This window comes from Paenibacillus canaveralius (genome assembly GCF_047238265.1).
Taxonomy (GTDB): domain Bacteria; phylum Bacillota; class Bacilli; order Paenibacillales; family NBRC-103111; genus Paenibacillus_F.
In genome coordinates, this window is record NZ_JBDFMM010000001.1 from 5,222,540 (window position 1) to 5,245,658 (window position 23,119).

Annotated in this window: 17 protein-coding genes and 1 pseudogene; 4 read left to right on the forward strand and 14 right to left on the reverse strand. The window is 54.7% G+C overall.

Translation table 11 applies throughout. The features are described 5' to 3' along the window. Positions 1–105 precede the first annotated feature (105 nt). The 9 genes and pseudogenes from ABC395_RS23520 to ABC395_RS23560 form a co-directional block, all read right to left on the reverse strand. A complete protein-coding gene (locus tag ABC395_RS23520) occupies positions 106–2,829 on the reverse strand; it encodes an alpha-mannosidase (protein ID WP_413006240.1) in 2,724 nt (907 codons plus the stop codon). A 209-nt stretch (positions 2,830–3,038) separates the two neighbouring features. After that, positions 3,039–6,338: a beta-galactosidase gene (locus tag ABC395_RS23525; RefSeq protein ID WP_413006241.1), complete on the reverse strand. Its 3,300-nt coding sequence runs from the start codon at positions 6,336–6,338 to the stop codon at positions 3,039–3,041. After that, entirely contained in the window at positions 6,335–7,654 is a 1,320-nt protein-coding gene (locus ABC395_RS23530; RefSeq protein ID WP_413006242.1) for a glycoside hydrolase family 125 protein, read from the reverse strand. Before ABC395_RS23530 ends, ABC395_RS23525 begins: the two co-directional genes overlap by 4 nt. A 195-nt stretch (positions 7,655–7,849) precedes the next feature. Beyond that, positions 7,850–8,770: a carbohydrate ABC transporter permease gene (locus ABC395_RS23535; protein WP_009673528.1), complete on the reverse strand. Its 921-nt coding sequence runs from the start codon at positions 8,768–8,770 to the stop codon at positions 7,850–7,852. Between the two features lie 30 nt (positions 8,771–8,800). Continuing rightward, positions 8,801–9,682 (reverse strand): ABC transporter permease, encoded by an 882-nt coding sequence (locus ABC395_RS23540; RefSeq protein ID WP_413006795.1) that lies wholly within the window; start codon positions 9,680–9,682, stop codon positions 8,801–8,803. Between the two features lie 161 nt (positions 9,683–9,843). Further along, positions 9,844–11,313, reverse strand: coding sequence for an ABC transporter substrate-binding protein (locus ABC395_RS23545; RefSeq protein WP_413006243.1), 1,470 nt, complete (start codon positions 11,311–11,313; stop codon positions 9,844–9,846). Between the two features lie 246 nt (positions 11,314–11,559). Beyond that, positions 11,560–13,081 (reverse strand): annotated as a pseudogene (locus tag ABC395_RS23550) (response regulator). Next, positions 13,074–14,894: a sensor histidine kinase gene (locus ABC395_RS23555; RefSeq protein WP_413006244.1), complete on the reverse strand. Its 1,821-nt coding sequence runs from the start codon at positions 14,892–14,894 to the stop codon at positions 13,074–13,076. The pseudogene ABC395_RS23550 and the gene ABC395_RS23555 overlap by 8 nt, the downstream one beginning before the upstream one ends. A 263-nt stretch (positions 14,895–15,157) precedes the next feature. Then, positions 15,158–16,756 (reverse strand): copper amine oxidase N-terminal domain-containing protein, encoded by a 1,599-nt coding sequence (locus ABC395_RS23560; RefSeq protein WP_413006245.1) that lies wholly within the window; start codon positions 16,754–16,756, stop codon positions 15,158–15,160. A 367-nt stretch (positions 16,757–17,123) separates the two neighbouring features. Here ABC395_RS23560 and ABC395_RS23565 point away from each other — a divergent pair, with 367 nt between their 5' ends. The 3 genes from ABC395_RS23565 (at position 17,124) to ABC395_RS23575 (ending at position 19,255) form a co-directional block, all read left to right on the forward strand. Continuing rightward, a complete protein-coding gene (locus ABC395_RS23565; protein ID WP_413006246.1) occupies positions 17,124–17,462 on the forward strand; it encodes an ArsR/SmtB family transcription factor in 339 nt (112 codons plus the stop codon). 38 nt (positions 17,463–17,500) lie between these two features. Next, positions 17,501–18,499 carry an NADP-dependent oxidoreductase gene (locus ABC395_RS23570; RefSeq protein ID WP_413006247.1) on the forward strand — a complete coding sequence of 333 codons (999 nt, stop codon included), beginning with the start codon at positions 17,501–17,503 and terminating at the stop codon, positions 18,497–18,499. 159 nt (positions 18,500–18,658) lie between these two features. Then, the gene (locus ABC395_RS23575) at positions 18,659–19,255 is read left to right on the forward strand and encodes a hypothetical protein (RefSeq protein WP_413006248.1); all 597 of its coding nucleotides are present in this window, start codon (positions 18,659–18,661) and stop codon (positions 19,253–19,255) included. Positions 19,256–19,454: 199 nt separating this feature from the next. On the opposite strand, the gene ABC395_RS23580 is transcribed toward ABC395_RS23575, so the two are convergent. Then, positions 19,455–19,937 (reverse strand): DsrE/DsrF/DrsH-like family protein, encoded by a 483-nt coding sequence (locus tag ABC395_RS23580; protein ID WP_413006796.1) that lies wholly within the window; start codon positions 19,935–19,937, stop codon positions 19,455–19,457. A 76-nt stretch (positions 19,938–20,013) separates the two neighbouring features. Next, on the reverse strand, positions 20,014–20,808 hold the full coding sequence (locus ABC395_RS23585; protein WP_413006249.1) for a sulfite exporter TauE/SafE family protein: 795 nt from the start codon (positions 20,806–20,808) through the stop codon (positions 20,014–20,016). 149 nt (positions 20,809–20,957) lie between these two features. Between ABC395_RS23585 and ABC395_RS23590 the strand changes: the two genes are divergently transcribed. Then, entirely contained in the window at positions 20,958–21,128 is a 171-nt protein-coding gene (locus ABC395_RS23590) for a hypothetical protein (RefSeq protein WP_413006250.1), read from the forward strand. Between the two features lie 65 nt (positions 21,129–21,193). Here the strand turns inward: ABC395_RS23590 and ABC395_RS23595 are convergent, their stop codons facing one another. From ABC395_RS23595 to ABC395_RS23605, 3 genes are all read right to left on the reverse strand, one after another. Beyond that, a complete protein-coding gene (locus tag ABC395_RS23595) occupies positions 21,194–21,421 on the reverse strand; it encodes a sulfurtransferase TusA family protein (RefSeq protein WP_413006251.1) in 228 nt (75 codons plus the stop codon). A gap of 57 nt (positions 21,422–21,478) precedes the next feature. Continuing rightward, positions 21,479–22,639, reverse strand: coding sequence for an MBL fold metallo-hydrolase (locus ABC395_RS23600; RefSeq protein WP_413006252.1), 1,161 nt, complete (start codon positions 22,637–22,639; stop codon positions 21,479–21,481). Positions 22,640–22,723: 84 nt separating this feature from the next. Then, the gene (locus tag ABC395_RS23605; RefSeq protein WP_413006253.1) at positions 22,724–23,119 is read right to left on the reverse strand and encodes a DsrE/DsrF/DrsH-like family protein; all 396 of its coding nucleotides are present in this window, start codon (positions 23,117–23,119) and stop codon (positions 22,724–22,726) included.

Genomic DNA, 23,119 nt, shown 5'->3' on the forward strand with positions numbered 1-23,119 from the left:
TCACTTCCGAAACTTTGGCTTATTTTTCACGATTCGCTCGCTTAACTTTCATAACAAAAAGAACAAGCCGGAGCAGAGCGCTCCGGCTTTAATCATTTTATTATTCTATCGGCGAAGCCCGATGGTCACGATCTCATGAGGCGCGACAGAGACGCGGATAGCGCCGCCCTCCGCAGGGATCGCCTCCCCGGCTTCCTCCATAATGCTGCTCTTGTAGAAGCCTCTGTGAGGCAGCGAAGTGCGGATAGGCAGCTCTGCCTGCTCCGAACTCATGTTGAACCAGCGGAGCAGGATATCTCCGGACTCCTCGTTCATTTTGAGCGAGGAGAAGGCCAGCTCCCGGCCCTCCCACTGGACGGGCGCATAAACAGGCTGAACAGCGCCTGTATGCACGCCGGTCTGGCAGAGGGTCCATGGAATCTGGAACTGGTACGCCTGCGCATAAGCGCCGGAGGTGACGCCGTCACCGCCGTGCGGAATAAGCATCAGGCGTGCCGTCTGCTCGCCCAGACACTGTGCTTCCGGTGTCGGGAACAATCCCCAGTCGCCGAGTTCTCCAACCGCACGGAGCAGCGTCACGGCGATGGTGTTGCGCCCGTCGCGCAGCACTTCGTACTCGCTCAGGCCGAGGTTGGCGACCGTCAAACCGGCCTGCGCCTCGCTCACATCGACAAACGCCTGCTGATGCTGCGTGTTGCTCGGGTTTTCCCACTCGGCCGCAGGCTCGTTGTCTCTGCGGGCAATTTCGAAAACGGAATCGGCCGCATGCGAGCTGGCCTGAAGGTCCGTCGGGAACAGCGCGCGGAGGCGGTGATCCTTCGCCTGGTTGTTGAAGGAGACGGACAGCTCCACGCCCTTGCCTCCGCGGTCCAGGCTGACGACGGTGCGGATGACCATCGGCACCGTCTCGGCGGCACGCTGGGCTTTACGGTGCGGGAAATACACGATTTCCCGCTGCTCACGGTCCAGCGTCTCGTCGGCGGACACGGGAATCTCCCACTCGTGGACGATTTCCACGGAAGCGCGGAAAGCCGTGTCTTCCAGCACGCGAACCTGTGCGGGAAGACCTTTCGTCGTCAGCGCGGTTTCGCCTTCCGGCTGCTTGTACATGTACTCGTTGCCGATGTCTCCGGTGTTCTCGTACACGCCGAGATCGCGGTACGTCCGTCCGCTCGCCTTGTCGGTCAGCGCGAACGATCCGTCCTGCGCGATCTCGACCTTGAGGTTCTCGTTCTCCATGACGCGTTCGCCTGCGAACAGGGAAGCAGGCGCGGCAGGCGCCTTCTCGCTGCGCACCCACGCGTAGGTCTGGAGTCCGAGCGCCGGAACGTTCCGGGCTTCGAACGTCAGTTTCACCTTGCGGCACGAATACGGCTGGCGGAACTGATCGTCCGGCAGGTCGTAGCCGAACAGAAGACCGAGGTCTTCCACCGTGCACGGGATGACGTTTCCTTCCGCGTCGACGAGCACGCGGCCCGACAGGTCCACGTTCTTCATGCGGCTTGCCGTTTCTTCCAGGGAATAGCCTTCCCGGAAGTACAGACGCGCCGCATCGAGCTCGATGGACACGGTGCCGGTGCGCTCCCAGCCTGTCGTGTTGAACACGACGACCGGAAGGGCATCCTCGCCGAAGCCCGCGAACACGGTCGTGTCTATCGCTTCCGCGATGGCACGCTTGCTGTCGTCCACGATGGATTCCGCCACGTGGCGGCTCTTCTCGAACCGCGTCACCATTTCGCGGTGCACTTCGTCCACGCTGCAGCCGCAGATGCTGTCGTGCGGATGGTTCTGCATCAACGTTTTCCAGGCATACGTAAACAGATGATGCGGGTACTTCTCGCCGAGCAGATGGGCGAAGGAAGCGAGCGGCTCGGCTACTTTTTCAAGCAAAGCCTGGCCTTCCTGGTTCATCTGCTTCAAGTAGACGCGCGCCGACGCGGTGTTAACGAGCGTAGACCAACCGTCCGTGCGCTGGCTGCGCAGCTCGCCTTTGACGGAGGACAGCTCGCGCTCCACGCTGCCTTCCAGCGCTTCCAGATAGGCCGCGAAGTTCGAATGGACGAACTCCGTGTCCGGGTAAAGCTTCCGCGCCGTTTCGATCGCTTCCGGCAGATCCAGTTGAATCGGCTGATGATCGCATCCGTTCATGTACAAAAGCTCGCCCGTGGATGCATACTTCTCGGCATCCGCCAGCTTGCGGGTCCAGTACTCCTTCGCTTCCTCTTCCCCGGCGGGCACTTCGTTGCCGTTGGAATACCAGTTTGCGAACAGGACGCCGAGCACCTTGGAACCGTCCGTTCCTTCCCAGGTCAGCTCCGAGAACGAAGATTCGTATCCCGAATCCGATACGGTGTTGTTAAAGCCCGTCGGCTTTACGCCGCGTCCGAAGAACGCGTTGCGGATGCCAGCCTGACGCAAAATCTGGGGAGCCTGCCCGTAAATGCCGAACGTATCCGGGAAATAACCGATTTTGGACACGGGGCCGTAGCGTTTGGCATCCTGATGTCCGATCTGCATATTCCGCACATTCGCCTCGGGGCTGGTTAAGAAAGCATCCTGCAGAATGTACCAGGGGCCGATGAAAATGCGCCCTTCGCGGATGTATTTCTCCAGACGTTCCTTCTGCTCAGGCCGAACCTGCAAATAGTCTTCGAGGATGATCGTCTGGCCGTCGAGATAAAAGCTTTTGTAATCCGGGCCCGCATCCAGTTTATCCAGTAGCGTATCGACCAGCTTCACGAGCCGGACGTGGTGTTTTTCGTAAGGCAGGTACCATTCGCGGTCCCAGTGCGTGTGGGAAATGATGTGCGCCGTTCTTTTTTTGCTCATGATCGTTCGCCTCCCTCTCTTTGCGGTAATGCCTTGTGAGATCTTTTATTTGAAAAAAGAGCCGGAGAGCGCCCCGTCAAGGGCGTCGTGTCTCCAGCATGAATTGTCATCAGTTAAAAACAAGCGGCTGCCTGACGGGTCAAGGATAACGCAGGCACGTGCAAACCCGGACACGTACCCGGACACGTACCTTTACGCTCCCACCCGTCTTACTCGCTGCCTACGGTGATTTGGACCTCGTCCGGCCGGTATACGGCAAGAAGCTTGCCTGCCGGATCGGCCGCGAAAAGAACGGACCGCTCTTGCTCCAGCAGGAAGGAGTAGACCGCGCCGGTCTCCGTGTCCTTCACTTCCACCGGGACGTCCCAGGCGAACTCGGACACGAAGACGAAGAGCGAGCCTTCTTTGAAGCTGATTTTGCGGCCGTACACGCCCGGCAGATTGCCTCCGCGGCGCCATTCCAGGCCGCTCTCGCAGCCGGCCGCCTCAAGGGCGTACCGGTACAGCTCGGCGACGGGTTCCGTTCTTTCGTTGAGCTCGACGGGCAGCGGGCTCCAGATCAGACGGCCTTTGCCGAGCGGGATATCCACAACAGCATCGCCCTGCGGGCTGTCAGCTTCTTGTCCCGTTAGGCCGGCTGCGGTTCCGGCTGCGGATTCCGTGCCGATGCCGTCTCCCTCAGCCTCACCGTTCCGGCGGACTTCCTTGACGGTTTCGGCGATGCGTCTCTGCCCGAATGAAACCGGCTGGACGGAGCCGCCGATGCTCAGCATTTCTTCCCGCCGCACATTGGCGAGCTTGCCGCTGCCCAGCACATCGTCCAGGCGGTCCGTCTCTCTCCAGTACGCGTCGATGCCCAGCGGACCTGTCGCCAGCAGCACGGCTCCCGTGCGTTTTACAAACTCCACGAGCTCCGCCATCGCCCCATCGTCCACGTTGTGGGCGCTCGGCAGCAGGATCAGCTTCACAGGTCCCTGCTCCAGCGCAGCCAGGTGATACTCGGATGCCGCGCGGAAAGGCTGGTTAAGCTGGTAAGCCAGCACACGCGTCAGCCGGGTCGTGGCCTCGAACGCCAGCTTCCGGTTCGAAAAATCGTTCGAATAAGGGAAAACGGCGACGGTATCTTCCAGCTTCCGTTCCCGGAACAAATCGCGGATAGCGGCCATGAACGTTCCGAAATGATACGAAACGTCCGCTTCCGGCTTCTCCGTGCCGTCCGCTCTTAATGCTCCGATATGCGATTCGTTGGCATTATCCATATAAAAGTTCGTGTTCCAGATCCAATGAACCGCCCCGGCGCCGCCTGTCGCGAACGCGTAAGCGTACTTGCGCTCCAGCAGGCTGCGCAGCTCCGTTTCGGTCCGCTTCGCCCGGCCGTCCGGCGTTTCCACGTACATGATGCCGGTTTCCTGGACGAGATTCGGCTTATGCGCCGTTTTGGTGAAAATGCCGTCCCACAGAAGCTGATCGTTCAGCCACCAGGAGTGAACGGTCGTATAGTCGACGGCTTCTTCGTAGAAGAACGGCGACGGTCTCTGGGCTCCCAGCGCTTCGTCCTGTCCGACGGTCACAAGATGATCCGGACACTGTTCCTTGATTGTCTCGTAAAGCTCCTTCGCCCAGCGGTTGTGCATGTCCATGGAGAACAGGCAGTAATCCAGCCAGCGGGTCCCTTTCTTGCCGCGGTGCATGTCTTGCACATCAAAGTTGATCTCTCCGGCTTCCGGCACGACAGCCGCCTCAAAATCAGGAAGCTGCTCCGGAGACATGTTCCACCGTTCCTGGAGCGCTTCGACAGAGTCGTGGCGCTCACGGAGCCACTCTATGAAGGCTCTTTTCTCAAAAGGATCGTGGCAGGAACGGGGGCCGGCGGAGAAGATTTTTTCCGGCTCGAACATGGACGGTTCGTTGATGAGATCCCAATCCACGTTTTTCGTATTCCGGTGGCGCGAAACGATGGAGCGGATAAACCGCTTCTGCGCTTCCACGCTCTGCGGATCGAGGTAAGGATTGACGCCTTCCCACGTTTCCGGCGTGAAAGAGAAGAACGTGAACGTAACCTGCAAACCGTGCTTCTTGGCGGTCATCAGGAACGCGTCGATCGCCCGGAGCACATCCTCCGACACATGGCCGTCCACCTGCATGATATTGCGGTAAGCGGTCCAGATTCCGGTGCGGATCCAGTTGATGCCTGCGCGGGCCATCTGGGCCATATCGCGGTCCCATACGGCCGCGTTCGGCAGGAACAGGAACTTGCGGGCCACGTCGGAAGTCATATAGGTCATGCCGACAACCGGCAACGGCCTGCCGTCTTGGATGAAGTAGTCGCGGTCCCGGCCGATCGGCTGGCCTTCCGCCAGAAGACCGGCGTCCAGGCCCCAGAAGCCCTGGCGCAGGATGCGAATCTCGCCGCCAGCCGACTCGGCACGGCACTCTACCCGGTACAAGCCGCTTCGAATGTCGAGCGGAACCGGGATGCGGACAAGGCCGAATTCGCCGGTAATCTCCTGCCGGAGCTCATGGTTCCAGCGGTCGGAGGAACTCTCGTGCTCCACGGTGATGGAGAACGTCCAGCTCTCCGCCGTCTTCACGCGGCCCGCTCCGTGTACGCGCGTCACGCGCTGGGTTTGCAGCGTAAGCTGAGGACGCTCGCCCTCCTCGTAGGACGCATAGTTCGGCTTCAGCCACAGCTCGGTGACGCCCGCCGCGCAGAACTCCGTCCACTGCTTGAGCGCCGCGGCGCCGCCCTGCTCCCAAAACTGCGCATGCAACGGCTGGTTTACGAACAGCCAGCGCGAGCCTTCGAACTTGCCGCGCGAGTTTTCCCACAGCACGACGGGGGCCGACACTTCGCGGCCTTCCGCGGTAACCCCTTTGAGCAGCGGATAAATCTGCGTGCTCATCGGTCCGGCGGAGCCCATCTGGTGCGGCAGATCGCTCGTTTTGGTGACGTGCGGCACGAGATTCCACGTTTCCGATACGTCAAAGAGCGATTCCTGTCCCGCAAGCAGCGGGATCGTGTCCGAAGCGGACAGCCCCGCTGCGGAAGAAGCATCCACGCGAAGCGCTTCGTGGATGTGCAGCTCCTGGTGGTAAGCCGTCTGCTCGGCTTCCACATACCAGTCGCCGCCGTCGCGGCGCACCGGATGCTTGAACGGCGCGCCGCCGACGGAGATCAGGCTTCCTCCTCTCGTCAGGAAGCCGAGAATGGCCGGCCACGCCGCCTTCGGGAAGTACGGCGCGTGCAGGTTCACGAAGCAGCCCCCTGGCGCTTCGTTCAGGGCTTCGGCCAGGCCGTCGGCGCTGACGAATCTCCCGATACCCGCCAGGGTATCGGTCCGGAGCGCATCGCCGATGGCGCTTCCCCCAGCGGAACCGGAGTCCGGCTGCCGGTTGTCCTGCCGCGAAGCCGGCACGGTCTGCCGGCCTGTTTTCACGTGTGCTTGTTCTGCGGTGCTTATCGGAAACGACGGATCATAGAAAAGAACGACCGGCTGATTCACGCTCATAGCAATCCGTCCTTCATCGCCCGGTACACGAGCTGGGAGAACAAGCTGTTCGACCACGCGAACCAGGTTCTCGTGAATGTGTTCGGATCGTCTGCGTGGAAGCCTTCATGCATAAAGCCCGTATCCGCGTCGGTCGCTTCGAGCATGGCGATCATCTCCAGCTTCTCCTCGGCCGTTGTCGCGGTCAGTCCCTGCATGGACAAAGCCATGTGCCAGATATAGCCCGGAGGCGTATGCGGGCTGCCGATTCCTTTTGCCGCGGTCCCTTCGTAGTAGAACGGGTTCTCTTTGCTGAGCGCGAAGCGTCTCGTGTTCTGGTAGATCAGATCGTCCGCGTTCACGTATCCGAGATACGGAATGGACATAAGGCCCGGCGTTCCCGCGTCGTCCATCAGGCAGTAATTACCGAAGCCGTCCGTCTCATACGCGTAGATCGGCCCGAATTCAGGGTGACGGTAAATGCCGTAAAGCTGAATCCCGTGGTCGATATCGGCTTCAAGGTCTTTCAGCTCCTTCAGGAACTCCATGTCGCGGAAAACCCACTCGGCGAATTCCTGCATGTGGCGAAGCGCCACCACGGCGAACATATTGGCCGGAATGTTGTAATGGAAGTCGCAGGCGTCGTCGCTGGAACGGAAACCGGACCAGACCATGCCCGTATAATTGACCGGCATCCCCAAGCCGCTGTTGCGGAGCGAATCGGTCGGAATGCCGTTGTCGCGCGTGAAGCGGTAAGGCGACTGTTCGAAGTGGCGCTGCTCGGTTTTGAACAGCTCGACGATTTTGCGCATCGCGCCTTTAAAGCCCGCGTCGAAAATGTCCGTCAATTCGGTTTCTTTCCAGTAAGCATAAGCCAGACGCATCGAGAAGCAGAGGGAATCGAGCTCGAATTTGCGCTCCCACACCCACGGGGACATGTCCGTAATGTCGGTGGTGTTCCAATGCCAGTCGTTGGCTGATTCGTTGAACGCGTTCGCGTACGGATCGATATGAATGTAAGCGATATGACGCTTGATCAGGCCGCCGATAATGCGCTGCAGATCCTTGTCTTCTTTGGCAAAAGGCACATATTGGATTACCTGCTCGACGGAATCGCGCAGCCACGAGGCCGGAATGTCTCCGGTAATGACGAAGGTGGTTCCGTCATCCAGCAGTTTCGTCGTCGTTTCCAGCGTATTCGGAAAACAGTTCTTGAACAGCTGAAGCAGCTTCGGGCGGTGCGCCAGCTTCTCTTCGGCTTCCTTCATTACTTCCTGGATGGCCTGCGGGAGCTCCAGCTTAGGCATCGGAATTTTGGGCAGTCTGAATTGTTCCATGGCTTCGGTTCCTCCAATAATTTCCCAGTTTGTCTGCTAGTTTACCTGATCTATCTCGTTTCTTATATGTGTAGGTTTTGACCCGGTATGTCGCTTCTGCTCTTATGCTGACAAAAGCGGCATCCGGCGCGGCATTCCGTCTCTATGCAGGAGCGGCCCCGCAAGCTGCAGGGCCGTCCGTGCACTGAGCCCGGCCTATTCTTTTACGGCGCCGATCGTCAGGCCTTGAATGAAGTAACGCTGGAAGAACGGATACGCCAGAATGATCGGTCCGGTCGCCAGGACGACCATCGCCATCCGGGACGTATCCTGCGGCAGCGACTGCAGCACGCCCATCCCGAGCGACGGGTTGTTCGTGTTCTGCAGCAGAAACTGCATGCTGTTCTCGATCCGCATCAGCATCGATTGGAGCGGAACCAGCTTCGGATCGTCGATATACAGAAGCGCGTTGAACCAGTCGTTCCAGTAGCCGAGCGTACTGAACAAGCCGATCGTGGCCATACCGGGCAGAGCCAGCGGCATGACGAGCTTGTAGAAGATCTGGAATTCGCCCGCGCCGTCGATTTTACCGGATTCGACAATCGCGTCCGGTACCGAGGTGCTGAAGAATGTCCGCATAATCATGATGTAGAAGGCGTTCCCCGCCAAGGGCAGAATGAGCGCCCAGAGCGAATCTTTCATGCCGAGCAGCTGAGTCACGACGATATAAGTCGGTACCATACCGCCGTTGAACAGCATGGTGAAGAAAGCGAAAAATCCGAAGAAATTGCGGTATTTGAACGTTTTGCGCGAAATGGCATAAGCGAACAGCGCCGTCATGATGACGGAGATAACGGTCCCGACAATCGTGACGAGAATCGTGACGCCGTACGAGCGGAGAAGCTGATCGCCCGCTTTGAACAAATAGCGGTAAGCTTCCAGGCTCCATTTTTCCGGGATAAGCTGATAGCCGTTGGCGGCCAGTGTCGTTTCATCTGTGAAGGAGATGATTGTAACGAACAGGAACGGAAAGACGCAGGCAAAAGCGAACAAGGCTGCAATCAGGTTAAAGACAACGTTCCAGACGGTCGGGAGCTGATGAAAATCGCGGCTTTTTTTTCTCGTTTGGGCTTGCACAGCCAATTCCCCCTTTCACATGCTGATCTGTTAGAACAAGGCATTCTCTTTGTTGAATTTACGTACGATGTAGTTCGAGGTAATGACGAGAATAAAACCGACCAGGGACTGGTAAAGACCTGCGGCGGTACTCATGCCGATTTCACCGGTCGTCTTAAGGCCGCGGTATACATACGTGTCGATAACGTTCGTCACGGAGTAGAGCGTGCCCGAATCTCTCGGAACCTGGTAGAAGAGTCCGAAGTCGGCGTAGAAAATGCGGCCGATCGCCAGCAGCGTCAGGATCGTCATCAGCGGCTTCAGCATCGGGATCGTAATGTGGATGATCTGCTGCCATTTGCTCGCGCCGTCGATCATGGCTGCTTCATAGAGAGACTTGTCGATGCCCATAATCGCGGCCAGGTAAACGACGCTGTTGTAGCCGACGGATTTCCACAAGAACACGAGAATGATAATCAGCGGCCAGTACGTCGGATTGTTGTACCACTGGGTAGGATCTACGCCGAACATGGCGCCGACTTTGTTGACGAGACCTTTGTCGAAGCTGAGGAAGCTGAATACGAAATAGCCGACGATGACCCAGGACAGAAAGTACGGGAGGAACATGCCGGTCTGATATATTTTGGCGAGCCGTTTATTGACGATTTCGGATAGAACGATAGCCAGCAAGACCGAAAGGACCAGGCCGACGATAATAAATACGGAATTATACAGCAGGGTATTGCGCGTAATGATGTAAGCGTCGTTTGTACTGAACAGGAACTTGAAGTTTTGCAGGCCGACCCACTTGCTTTCGATAATGCTGGCCCAGAAGCCGTCCCGGCTGTACCGGTATTGTTTGAACGCAATGACCATACCTGCCATCGGCAGATAGGAGAAGAACAGGAACCAGATCGTGCCTGGAAGTACCATGAGAAGGAGTGCTTTGTTTTTGTTGATGTCTTTGAAGAAATTCGTAATCCTTGTCACACCCTATCACCCCTTTTGTGAAATAATTCGAAGCCGGTAGCGCTTGCGAGCATAAAAAATCAGGCGAATGCGGGAAACATTCGCCTAATCCGATTCTGATTCTCTTACTTCTTGGAAGCTTTCCACTCGTCGATTTGACGCTGGGCTTCCGCCATGATTTTATCCAGACCCGCGGCTTTCATTTTCTCGTTAGCCTGCGGCAGGTATTGATTCGGATCTACCGTACCGGTCATCAGTGAAGTCCAGAAAGCTTCCTTCACGTTCTGTACGGCGGCGATTTCAGTTGTCACTTTCGACGTGTCGAAGTTAAAGCCGAGCAGCGGAGCTGGTTTGCCCGCATCGTTGAACTTCTTGAACTCGTCCCACTTGTTGGCCGGGTCTTCTTTGTTCAGGTAAGTGATAATAACGCTTCCGAGCGAGAAAGTCGGCATGTCGTAGTTCTTCGCGTCCGGAAGGTTTTCCATCACGTTGTCGCCGATTTTCTTGTAGTGCACGCCTTCGATACCGGAGTCCACCATGTTGCGGAGCTTCGGATCGGTATTGAGCAGGTTCAGGAATTCCATTGCTTTCTCCGGATACTTGGAATTGGCGGAGATCGCCTGCATGGAGCCCATTACGGACCAGTTGAAAATGGTGGACGGACCAGCCGGAGTCGATACAACCGGATAGCCGTAGCTTGCGGACCATTGGTTGTCGGCGAAAGGCTGGTTGGTCGCTTTGTCCGCGAACCATTTGCCCGTTGCTTGAACGTCGCTCAGCGAGTTCAGCGTAGCCGCTTCAGTCGGGATGTAGCCGGCTTTATAGTACTTGTTCATCGTTTGGAGCGCTTGTTTCATTTCAGGTGTATCAAAAACGTTTACGACTTTCAGATCCGTGCTGTCGAGCTTGACGGCCATCGGCATTTTTTCGATGACGTAGTCGTAAGGAACGTACAGGCCGAAGTTTTTGTCCGCCGCCAGCGGGAATACGTTCGGTTCTTTTTCCTTAATCGTCTTGAGCAGCGGCTCCAGGCTTTCCAGCGTGTTCACGTTGGTAATATCCAGGTTGTACTTGTCGAGCAGCTGTTTGTTGAAACGCCATACTTCCTGTGCCGGAAGCTCTTTGTTAGCCGGAATTCCGTAGTTGTGTCCGTCTACTTTGGAGCCTTCGAGGAACGCCGGGTCGAGAGCGTCTTTAATGCCTTTGCCTTGCTTATTCAAGAGGTCGTCGATCGCCAGGAATGCGCCTTTTCTTGCATTCTGGACATAATCGAATGCCCACGAAGAGGTAAACATGATATCGATCGGCTCACCGGAAGCGGCCATCACTTGCATCTTCTGCGAGTAGTCGCCGAAATCGATTTGTCTCATTTTGACGGTAACGCCGATTTTCTCTTTCGTGTACTTGCTGACTTCTTCCATAACGCGGTCCGTGTCTTTCTGCGGAGTCCCGATCGTGTACCAGATCAGTTCAACCGGCTTGTCCGCCGTTCCCTCGCCTTGTTTGCTGTCTTTGCCGCCGCAGGCGCTGAGCACCAGAGTAAACGTAAGCAGCATGGCAAGTACGACAGCCAGACTTTTCTTGCTTCTGTTCATGTGTGTATCCTCCCCTTTAATAAATCCGCCATCTCTGCACGAACAGGGCAGACGGCAATTCTTACGCGATCTTCTGCTCTATTCATTGTACGGAACCGGGAAATGCCCTATGCACCGGGCTTTAGGCCGCTGTCCGCTTGCTTCGAGGACTATCTTTACAATACGTGATGAAAGCAGTTTCAAATAGAAGAGAAATTAAAGTTATCGTGTCTAAAATAAAGAAAAGAGACCGCCCGCGGCCATCCGCTAGAGCAGTCCCTTGAAATCCGTAGGTGATATTCCCACATATTTCTTAAATTGTTTGTAAAAGTAACCCGTCTCCCAGTAGCCTACATTCCGGGCGATTTCATGCACTTTCAGATGGGTCGTTTTCAGCTGTTCCTTCGCTTTCTCGATCCGGTATTTGTTGATGTATTCCGTAAAGGTTTCCCCTGTCTCCCTGTGGAACAACTGGCCCAGATAGACGGGATGGATATTGTACAGCGCGCCCAGCGCTTTCAATGAAAGCTCTTCGGCATACGATTCGTGGATGTAATTGAGCACCTGCTGGACAACCGGGCTCTTGATATCCCGGACCAGCGAATCGACCGTAAGCCCCGCCACGTCCTGGACGGCCTTGATCAGCTTCGCGCAGGGTTCCCGCCTGCCTTACTTTCTCGAAGCCTTCCTTGTACAGCTCCGTTTCCTCCACGTGCTTGATCTCTTTCAGCGCCATTTTGAAAAGAATAATGACTTCCATGGCGATATCCTGGATGTCTCCGGGGGTAACGCCCTCCAGCGTCTGCATCTCCTCGAAATCCTCTTCGATGCGCTGAAGCAGCTTCTCCCGGTCTTTGGCCATGATCAGCTTCGTATACTCGCTCCAGTCGATGGGGAACGCCGCTTTACCCGCGTCTTTGCCCGATGGCAGGTCGCTGTAGTCGATAAGGCCGTGCTCCGGGTAAAGCAGGAAATATTCCTGCGCCTTCTTCGCATGCCGGTAGCTGAGCGGCGCCTGATCCGGAAGCGGCTGCACGCTTCCGATGGAGGTGCGGATGGGCTGATACGTCGTCAGCCGCTCCAGCAGTTCCTCGATGGTGCCGATCATCTCGCGTTTGCCTTCCCCCGGGTCGTCCATCACGAAAAGAATGACGAGATCTCCGTCCACATCGCGGAACGGGATGATCGATTCGTTGTATTTCATCTGCCGCGAGATCAGCTCAAATACCTGGACGAAGTTCTCCTCCAGCCGCATAACCGCGGCGGCCATATACGGCTTGTCCATCTCGATGCCGAGCAGATCGGCCCGCTCCTTGTACTCGCCGGAAGCGATCTGTCCCGTCAGCCAGCGGTGCATCATATTATCCTTCAAAATCTGCACGCCGTATTCGTTGAAGAGGCGTTCCGATTTTGTCGCGTTCAGCTTCTCCACCGTATTGTCCAGCGTCGCTTTCAGCTCGTCCAGATTGATCGGCTTCAGCAAATAATTTTCGATGCCGAGCCGGATGCATTCTTTCAGATACACAAAATCGTTAAACCCGCTGAGGACCACTACCTTCAGGTCGGGATGAAACTCCCGGGCCCCCCGTATCAGATCAAGCCCGTTCATAACCGGCATCGAAATGTCCGTGATCAGAAGATCCACCGGCGTCTTCTTCAGCGCTTCCAGCGCCTCCCGGCCGTTCTCGGCCTGGCCCACAATTTCTAGCCCGAACGAGGACCAGTCTATAATATCGTAAAGCCCTTCGATAATGAACGGCTCGTCATCCACCAGAAATACTCTATACATGGGCTGCCTCCTGTCCCTCTGCGCCGGGATAGCGCACGATTACCGTCGTGCCTTGTCCCGGCTCGCTGTGAAGTTCAATCCCGTACTCGCTCCCGTACTGCAGCTTCAGCCTCTCATGAACGCTCCTCAGACCGAACGATTCGCCTTCCGTTTCTTCCCGGTCCAGCTTCTCCGTGATTTCGGCCAGCTTCTCTTCGGTCATGCCGTTGCCGTTATCCTGCACCCGGACCCGGATAAACCCGTCCTCTTCGCCGATCGTGATCGTCAGGCGGTTATCCTTGCGGTCGCTGCGGATACCGTGAACCACGTAGTTCTCGATAATCGGCTGCAGGGACATTTTCAAAATTTGAGCATGCGCCAAGTCCCGCTCCCACACGATCTCGTACGAAAAACGGTCTTTATACCGGATACGGAAAAGCTCCAGATACATCCGGCAAGCTTCGACTTCGTCCTTCATCGTGTAGATCGTCTTCTGCTGCACGAAACTTTTGAACAGCACGGACAAGCTGTAGATCATCTCGCCCACATCGCTCGCCCCCTGGGACAGCGCCCTCATCCGGATCACTTCCAGCGTGTTATAAAGGAAGTGCGGATTAATCCGCGCCTGGAGCGCGGTCAGCTCGGTGTGCTTCTGCTTGATCTCCGCCTTGTACACGCGGTCGATGTAGTTGTTCAGCTCGTCCAGCATGTCGTTAAAGCTTTTGGAAATCTGGCCGAGCTCATCTTCCCGCGTATCGCGGATCCGGGCTTTCAGGTCTCCCCGCTTCACCCTCCGCGTGAACTGGATGATCCGGTTCGTCCGCTTCGCGAAGTTCATAATGAACAGCGACGGAATGAGGATCGCGAACAGAATACAAATCGCGCTGACGAGTAAAATCGTATTGCGCAGCCCCCGGTAGGAAGCCGCAATCTCTTCCTTGGGAGCGGCTCCCATGACGATAAAGCCGCCCCGGCTCTGCGTCAGCTTCGTCAAATACATGCCGTGCTGCAAGGTGCCCGTATCGTACAAGCTGTTGATCCTGTCGGTGTAGGGGAACTTCTTGCCGTAGTATTTCCCGGAAGAATCGAACATCACATCCCCGTCGGGGGTCATGACGAAGATGGTCCCTTTCAAATCCGGTTTGTAGCTTTCCAGTGCCCGGACGATCCCGTCCGAATTGAAATAAAGAAGCAGCTGCCCGATATTTTTGAGCGAATATTTATCGTTCACCGGTACGCGGATGGAATACAGCCGGGGGTCCCACTGGTTCAGCGTCTTGCGCATCCAGACGTTCGGCGGGGCAATCGTGCGCGTCTCCTGCGCCATAATATCCGGAATGTAGGAACGCGAAGCGTTGGTGGAAATCAGCTTGCTCAGCCGGTTGGAATTGTACGTGTAGAGATACTGCTCCTCCGCGCTGTAGAGCATGAGATTCTGGATATCCGGGTCCGCGTCCAGCTTATTCTGCAAATATTTTAGAACATCCGTCGAGAAATTCGTATCTTTATAAAATTGATCCAGCCGGTGCTCGGCATATTCCTGATAAGGATGCTGGAGAAAATACGACATGTTGGCCGACAGGGCGTCGTTCTGGTAAATGTCGGTGAGCAGTGACTGCATCCACTCGAATTTGCCGTTAACGTACGAGCTGACGCCTTCCATCGCCTTTTTCTGGTTGGCCAGTTCCCGCTGTACGATCGATTGGGACATGAAAGAAAACATCAAATACGAAAGCGTAATGATGGTCAGGATCGTGATCAGGGAAAACATCAGGATCATTTTCAGAAACAAGTTGTTTTTCAAATAGTTGCGGTAGATTCTCCTGACACCCATGCAGTCTGCCCTCCCTGAACGTTATCCGTCTCGATTATAGCATGCCGCCGCCCCTACAACCTAACCCCCTTTGTCAGTTCCGTGGCGCGAAGTTTTACGCTTATGCCGTGTTTATCGTGTGCTTATATAGGGAAAAAGAAGAAAAGGACCGCCTCGGAAGGCAGTCCTGTAAACGCGGTGTTCCGCTTCTTTCCAATAAAGACTGAAAATTGATTGCGGCCAATGATTAAGGCCCTTAACATTTCTTGCCGGCCGCAGCGGCGTTATTGCATCGTTTTCGTCAGGGTGATGGATCTGTCCTGCTGGCCCCATTTAACGTCCCAGCCGAGCAGTTCCGTAATAAAACGCAGCGGCAGCACAGTTCTTCCATCCGCATTGACGAATACTTTGGAGCCGATGTTTTTCTTCATACCGTTAAGCTCCATGTAATCTTTGCCGATCCAGAACTGCATCTTGTCGCTGCCGGCCTTTACCCAGACGGACTGGGCCTCATTGTCCCAAGTCACTTCCGCACCGATTCCTTCCGCCAGGTAGCGCAGCGGGATGTAGCTCATGTCGTTCCAGATGAACGGAGTCGTGTCCATCTTCGTAACGGTCCCGTTGATGTTCAGGTCATGGCTGCCGATTTGCATCCAGACGGTGGACATGGACGGGTCCGCCTTCTCCTGGAACTTCTCGCCGTATTGAGTCACGATGGCATTTCCCAGGGCCTGGCCCACGCCGAACATGACCTTGAAAGCTTCGCGGTCCGTTTTATAAGCGGCTGCATAATTGCCCGCGGCGTATTCGTTCAGCACTTTCTGCACCTGGCCTTCGTGCTGGCGGAGCACATCCTGGGCGGCGGAGGCCGGAAGGTTGCCCGCGGTCGCCGTGCCGAGGAAGTTCGCAAACTCGGTCGTAAACCCGTCGATTCTTTTCTCCACGGCGGCTTTTGCGGCCTCGTCTTTATTTTTGACGGCGGTCACATAATCGCTCTGAGCGTTCACGTGGTTCGTGACCCAGATTTTCTCGAAGGCCATGCCGCCTTCAGCGCCGTAAATGGAGCCGATCGCGGCTTTGAAATCGGCCGTGTTTCCGGCCTCGGCCTTGATCAGCGCGTCGGAATCCTTGCTGCCGTCGTACTGTTTCCGCATTTGCAGCGTAGACAGGGACAGATGCTCGGCCGCGAGGTTGTTCAAAGCCGACCGCAAATCAGCCGCCGGCGTATCCGCCTTCGTGCTGCCGAACTTCTCCGGCATTTGCGCGGTGATAGCCGTAGAGAGCGCTTTGCTGATCGTGAACATTTCCTTGAACCCTTCACGGTAGGCCGCATACGCTCCCTGATAATCGCCCGCGATATAGTCGTCGAACGTTTCCTGAACCTGATCTTCGTGAAGGCGGATCGCCTGTGCGGCAGCCTGCTTCGGAAGCTTGCCTGCGGTCGCTTTATCCAGGAAGGCCGAGAATTCGTCCACGAAGCCCTGCACCTGCTGTTCCGCTTTCTTGCGGGCTTCCCCGTTGTTCATCTTGGCCGCTTTCACAAGGTCGTCGGTGTATTTGTTGTGAGCCCGGAAAATTCGCTCGAACTCGGCCGCGCCTTCTTTCCCGTAAAGGGATGCGATCGCCGGCGTCATATCCAGCGCGTTCTGATCCAGCGCCTTGTACGCTTCGGCCGCATCTGCGGAGCCGTCGTACGCTTTCGTCATGGCGGTAACCGCCAGCGCGAAGTGTTCGGAGAGAAGGTGATCCAGGCTGGCCCTCAGATCGGCGGCCGGTGTGTTCACCGTAGCCTTCGGTGTTTGAACAGCGGCCGCGTTGGCGGCCACCGTCGGCATAAGGATGGACAAGCTCAGTGCCGGAAGAAGCAGTTTTTTCATTTGCATGGACGTTCACTCCCTTGGTCTATGTGTTTTTTGCGTTTCCGTTTATGGTGCCGATTGTTCTTGTTTGGTCTTTACATAGGGTGTAACGCAGGGGAGTGAAGTTTGGATCACCGGTTTTTGAAAAAAGTTTTTATGGGGAAGACGGCGGGATCGTGATTCATCCGAAATGTAATTCAAAATAAGGACCGTTTGCTCTATCCGGCTCCTCTCATGTAACGTAAGGCTGTGGTTAAACTGATGCTCCCCTCTATTCGTCTCGATTTGCTTTCTCGATATTGCACCTGACCTAACAATTGTATATTGTTGTCTTCAGCGAAATGGTTCATCAACTTAAACCGTTAAACTGAGTTTGGAGGTAAATTACGGAATGAATAAACAGGACCAGCTAAAAATGATCAAAGAGGATTTTATTCATTGTCAAAAAGTACTGTTGGCAATTGGTGATGAAACACGTCAGTCGATCTTGTTAGTTCTAATGGGGACGGATTGTCAAACAGGATTACGCGTGGGTGAAATCACTGAACAAACCCATCTTTCTCGGCCTGCTGTGTCCCATCATCTTAAAGTTTTACGAGAGGCCGGTGTTATTTTAATGCGTAAAGAAGGGACAAAAAATTTTTATTATATCCATGTACGTACAGAATTAGGTTTGTTAAGAACGCTTGTGTCGGATATAGATAAGTTCATGCAGAACTTTTATGGATAGGAAGGAATTTAAACAGACATGAGTGGGAGGCGTAGGCTATGAGAGCAATGGTTGTGGATAGGTATGGGAAAGTTCCCATGCGTTTGGCGGAAATGCCCACACCTGAAATCGGTGAATATGAGGTACTCGCAGAAATTCATGCAGCTAGCATTAATCCGATTGATTTTAAGATACGCGATGGAAAAGTAAAATTGTTAGTTAACTATAAAATGCCTCTTATCTTAGGGAATGACTTTTCGGGTGTTGTTGCAAAAGTTGGCGCAAAAGTGACTCGTTTTAAAGTTGGTGAAGAAATATACGCACGTCCACGTAAGAGTAAAATCGGTACTTTTGCTGAATATATCGCTATTCATGAAAATGACATCGCCCTAAAGCCTAAAAACTTGAGCTTTGTAGAAGCAGCTTCGATCCCACTGGTTGGGTTAACCTCCTATCAAGCCCTGACAGACATTTTGCACATACAAAAGGGACAAAAGATTTTAATTCAAGCCGGGGCCGGCGGTGTCGGTACCTTTGCCATTCAACTGGCCAAATTAATGGGTGCTGCTGTTGCAACGACTGCGAGTGAAGCCGGTGCGAATTTAGTAAAATCTCTGGGCGCAGATGAAATTATAAATTACAAGACAGAAAAATTTGAAGAGAAACTGAAAAACTATGATGCCGTTTTTGATACACTTGGGGGCGAGATACTCGAAAAATCATTCAAAGTGATAAAAAGCGGAGGAAAAATTGCTTCCGTTTCGGGATTACCGAATGCCCGTTTTGGCAAAGAATATGGCTCCGGATTTTTTAAAACGTTGTTGTTTTCAGCAGCAAGCCATAAACTTACTTCGCTTCAAAAACAGCATCATGTTGAATATACGTTTTTGTTTATGAAGCCAAGTGGAGAGCAATTACGTATAATCGCAAACTTTATTGAGACCGGTAAAATCAAACCTGTAATAGATAGAGTTTTTCCTTTTGAAGACGCTCAAAAAGCGATGGAATATGCAGAGTCCGGCAGGGTTAAAGGGAAAATAATATTAAAAATCAGATAGATAGGGCGGTTTCTAGATTTAACTTTAATTTCCATGTTCATAAGAAGTAAGTTATACTTTTAAAGAACATGGAAATTTCCAATCTATTGGAAAGTGCTGATGAATAGAAAATAAATTAACAGCCATTCCTATCGTTCCAGTTATGAGCAGGAGGATAAAATGACTAAAAAAGTGATCATCGGAATTACCGCCTTAGCTGCCGTGGTCATATCTGGCACTGTTGTATACGCCGCGAATACGACAAACGTATCGGTCCCCGCTGATACCGCACGTTCGTTTACCGAAAAATATCCGGCAGCGCTTGTCCCCGAGGCCTCCGCTAAACCCGTTCCTTATAAGGAGTTTTCCGACCCCAGCGTCTATTCGAAATTAGAAAGCTCCTGGAACAAGGCCGTTCAGGCGCTTGATCAAAAGCTTGCTAAGGGAGCAAATCAAGACTCCAAACAGCCAGCAGCGTTCGCGCAAGAACAGTGGAACCTGATTGCCGGTCCCGATATTGAGGCTGAATTCGAAAGCAAGCTCAGCCGGAACGAAGCTTCCTCTTTCAATGAAGTTTTCATTACGGCGACTCGCGGGCTCAAACCCGGCGATCTTATGTATGCGCTGCTTCTGCGCGACAACAAAGCGGAGGCTAAGGTCGTCTGGCAGCGGGCCAACGGGGACATTCATGTCTCGCATCTGCGTCAGTCCAAAGATCTCCACGGCAATGCCGTATGGTCGCTGCTCGGCAGCGAAGAGATTTCTTCCGGAGAGTGACGCCCGCCGCACGCAAAAAAGGGAAGGAGTCGGACTCCTTCCCTTTTTGCCGCAGCTATGCCCTGCCGCCGTGTTTACGCTTCGTGCATTTCCCGGCGCGCGTTACGGCAGCACCGCACCGGTGGGAGCTGCGCGCGATACGGCGTCATCTGGAGCTGCACGCGGCGATGCCGCAATGCGGCTACGCTTTTCTCCGCCGTCAAATGAACAGATTCACCTTCGCCTGCGAGGCATCGCCCAGGTAAGCGGCTACGCCCGCGTACTCGATCTCATCCAGCAGCTCTTCCTTCTGAAGGCCGAGCAAATCCATGGTCATCGTGCACGCGACGAGCTTGATGCCCTGCTCCTGCGCCAGCTCGATGAGCTGCGGAAGCGTCAGCGCGTTGTGCTTCTTCAACACATGCTGAATCATCTTCGGGCCCATGCCCATATAGTTCATCTTGGACAGGCCCAGCTTCTTCGGTCCTCTCGGCATCATGCGGCCGAACATTTTTTCCAGCCAGCCCTTCTTGAGCTTGACGGGTTCATCCTTGCGCAGCGCATTCAACCCCCAGAAGGTGAAAAAGATCGTCACCTCGTGATCGTAAGCGGCCGCGCCGTTCGCTATGATAAAAGCGGCGATGGCCTTATCCATTTCCCCGCTGAACAAAACGATCGTCGTTCCTTCCTTTTGCTCCTCCATCATGTCACTCCTTATACATATACATCTATGGGTATATAAACCATGAAAATTTTAACCGATCCGAAGCGGACCGGCCTTACTGCAATAAAATAGGCAGCCATATTTTAACCGCGGTAGCGGCAATAAGCACAATCAACGCGTACCGCAGGTACTTTACGTTAATCCGGGCCGACAGCCGGGAACCGAGCGGCGCTCCGAGCAGACTGCCGATGACCGTGAAAATAACCGGAAGCAGCGGAATATGCCCCGCCCCGATTTTCCCGATCACCCCGCCGACGGCCGAAATAAACACAATCGCCAGCGAAGAAGCGATCGTGGTGCGGGTTGGAATTTTCAGCAGAGTCAGCATGACCGGGATAAGAATAAACGCTCCGCCGGCGCCGACGATCCCGGACACCAGGCCGACTGCCAGCGCGGTAAGTACGGCAAGCGGTTTGTTGAAAGCAAGCTCCGCTCCTTCCTCCCGCCGCCTGCCCTTGGCCGGAATCAGCATCAGCACCACCGCGATTACCGCCAGCACGCCGTAAATCACATTAATCGTTTCGCCCGGCATATATTTCGAAGCCAGTCCGCCGATCAGACTGCCCGCAAGCACGCCGCCGCCCATATACAGGACAAGCCCTTTATGAACGAGGGAAGGCCCGTTTTTTCCGCGTCTCTGGAACAAAACACCCGACAAGGAGGCGAAGAACACCTGGAACATCGAGATCGCGGAAACTTCCTGGGCCGTAAAAGCGACCTCCCCGAAAAGGGGAGGGACGAACAGCAGGAGCGGATAATTAATAATGGCTCCCCCGATTCCCAGCAGGCCCGACAAAAAAGATCCGGCCAGTCCCAGCGCCAGCATGATAACCGCTAACAAAACATCCATAACATCCTCCTTGTCTGACCTGATGCAAATCATGAGCACGGCATTCCGGCGGCGGCATAAATTAGAAGCAAACGCCCTGTACTTGCGACGCCGATCCGTCTATAATAAACTAATACCAAGTATGTTAGTTGGAAAAAGGGGGTTTAAAAATGATTCAACAACTTAAACGGTTATTCGTTTCCGTATGTCCGCATTGCGGGCAGCCCCTCCAAAGCGACGAGGCTACCCCGCACCGCGTAGTTAAAGTGTGCCCAGTCGGTCACTATACCGAAGAAACTTACGGTCATCTGGGTGTCCGTGTTGTTTATACCGATAACTGATACGGGAGTTGCGGAAAAAGTTCGGGAATCCTTCTTTGGGGCAGCCTGTGTCCGACGCTCCCGACTTATTTTTTTCTCACGTAAAATGTATATACGCCGTTATTTTCCTCATGTTTGACCAGCTCGTGTCCGGTCTGCTTGACCCAAGCCTGAAAATCGTTCAACGAGCCTTTGTCCGTGGACAGAACCTGCATGATGCCTCCGGATTCCAGCGAATCGAGTGCCTTCTTCGCTTTGACGATCGGCATCGGACATGCCATTCCCTTCGTGTCTACCGTTACGTTGACTTCCATTTTGTAATCCTCCTCTATCATTTATCCCTTTAATGATTGCTCTGATAAAACTTCTTATTAGCGGTCGTGCACGGCACAGCGGTTCGGGCCGATTTCCATTTCGCGCTGCTCTTCTTCCGCCGGCGTTATTTTGCCCATGTTCGTTTGCCTGATTTCTTTGTACGCATTGGGCTGCGGAGGCAGATTCTCCGATACGGTTTTCCGGAACTCGTCTTCGTCTCCGATGTTCAGCCCCGGATTTTTCGCGAAAAGATCGCCCAGTCTGGCGGACACTTTGCCGCCTTCGCCCAGCTCGGCAAACCGCCCGAAGTGCGCCGGGAGCACGATCAGCTCTTCGGACAGCTTCTTGTAGCGCTCGTATAACGTGGTGCGCAGATCGCCCACCCAGTCCTCCGCCTTGCCGGCGAGATCGGGACGCCCGATGGAAGCGACGAACAGGGTGTCCCCCGTCAGCAGGTAACGCTCATCCACGACAAACGACGTGCTTCCGATCGTGTGGCCCGGGGAATAAAGCGGCTGGATCGCGATCCGGGTGGAACCGACCGTAATATCGGCGTCTTCCACCAGCTCCGAGTAGCCGAACACCACTTCTTCCGCATCCCTGGGCGGCAGCCAGTAAGCCGCTCCCGTTTCCGCAGCCAGCTTGCGGCCTCCGGATATATGATCGGCATGAAGGTGCGTATCCAGCACATGCTTGATCACGGCCTGCTTCTCCCGGGCAAAACCGGTGAACACCTCTGTCATCCGTACCGCATCAATAACCGCGGCTTCCCCGTCCGAGATCACCATGTAAGAAAGACAGCCTTTGCCGATCCGTACGAATTGGTAGAGAGCTCCTCCGTCTTTCAGGTCGCCTACCTTTACCGGCTCCAGGTGCTCGCTCCATGATTTCATCCCGCCGGCCAAATACGAAACATCGGAGAAACCCGCTTCCGCAAGCTGCTCGCCCACGAATTTCGACGAGCCTTCCTTGGCGCATACGACCAGCACTTCCCGGTCCGCGGGGATTTTATCCGTTACAGCATCCACACCGTCCAAAAGCTCGAAGTAGGGCACGTTCAGCAGCTCGACCCCATCCCCTTCGATTTTCCAATCGGCAAAGTCGCTTTCATTGCGTACATCCAATACAAAAAGGGGCTTCTTGCCAAGAATTTTCTTCGCCAGCTCGGCGGCCGTCATTCCTTTAAGCCGCTCTTCTCCATGATTGCCCGCATTCATGCGTGTATCCTCCCTGTCTTCTATAAGTGATTGATAGTTTTAATGAGCCACACCGTTAATCGTCTGCCCAAGGGATGTTCTCCCTCAAAAGATCAAAGTGAGGTCCGCATCGAAAGCAAAATCCAGGAACGTCGCCGCACCGCCGACTTCAATGCCCTTCACGAAATCTTCCTCCGCAAGGCCCATCACATCCATCGTCATCTGGCAGGCGATCATGCGTACGCCCAGCTCTTGCGCCATGCCCAGCAGTTCCCCCACCGGCGGAACGTTGGCCTTTTTGAACCCTTCCGCCATCGCCTCCCTGCCTTCCGGCAGCGGAAGCTGCTTATGCATGTCCTTGTGAATCAGGTTCAAGCCCTCGAAGGTGAAAAAGATGCCCACTTCCGCGTCGGCCGCGGCCGCCGCCGTTGCGAGATTGAACACTTTATAGGCGTCGAACATGCCGCCGCTTGATGCGATAATCGCTACTTTTCTGCTCAT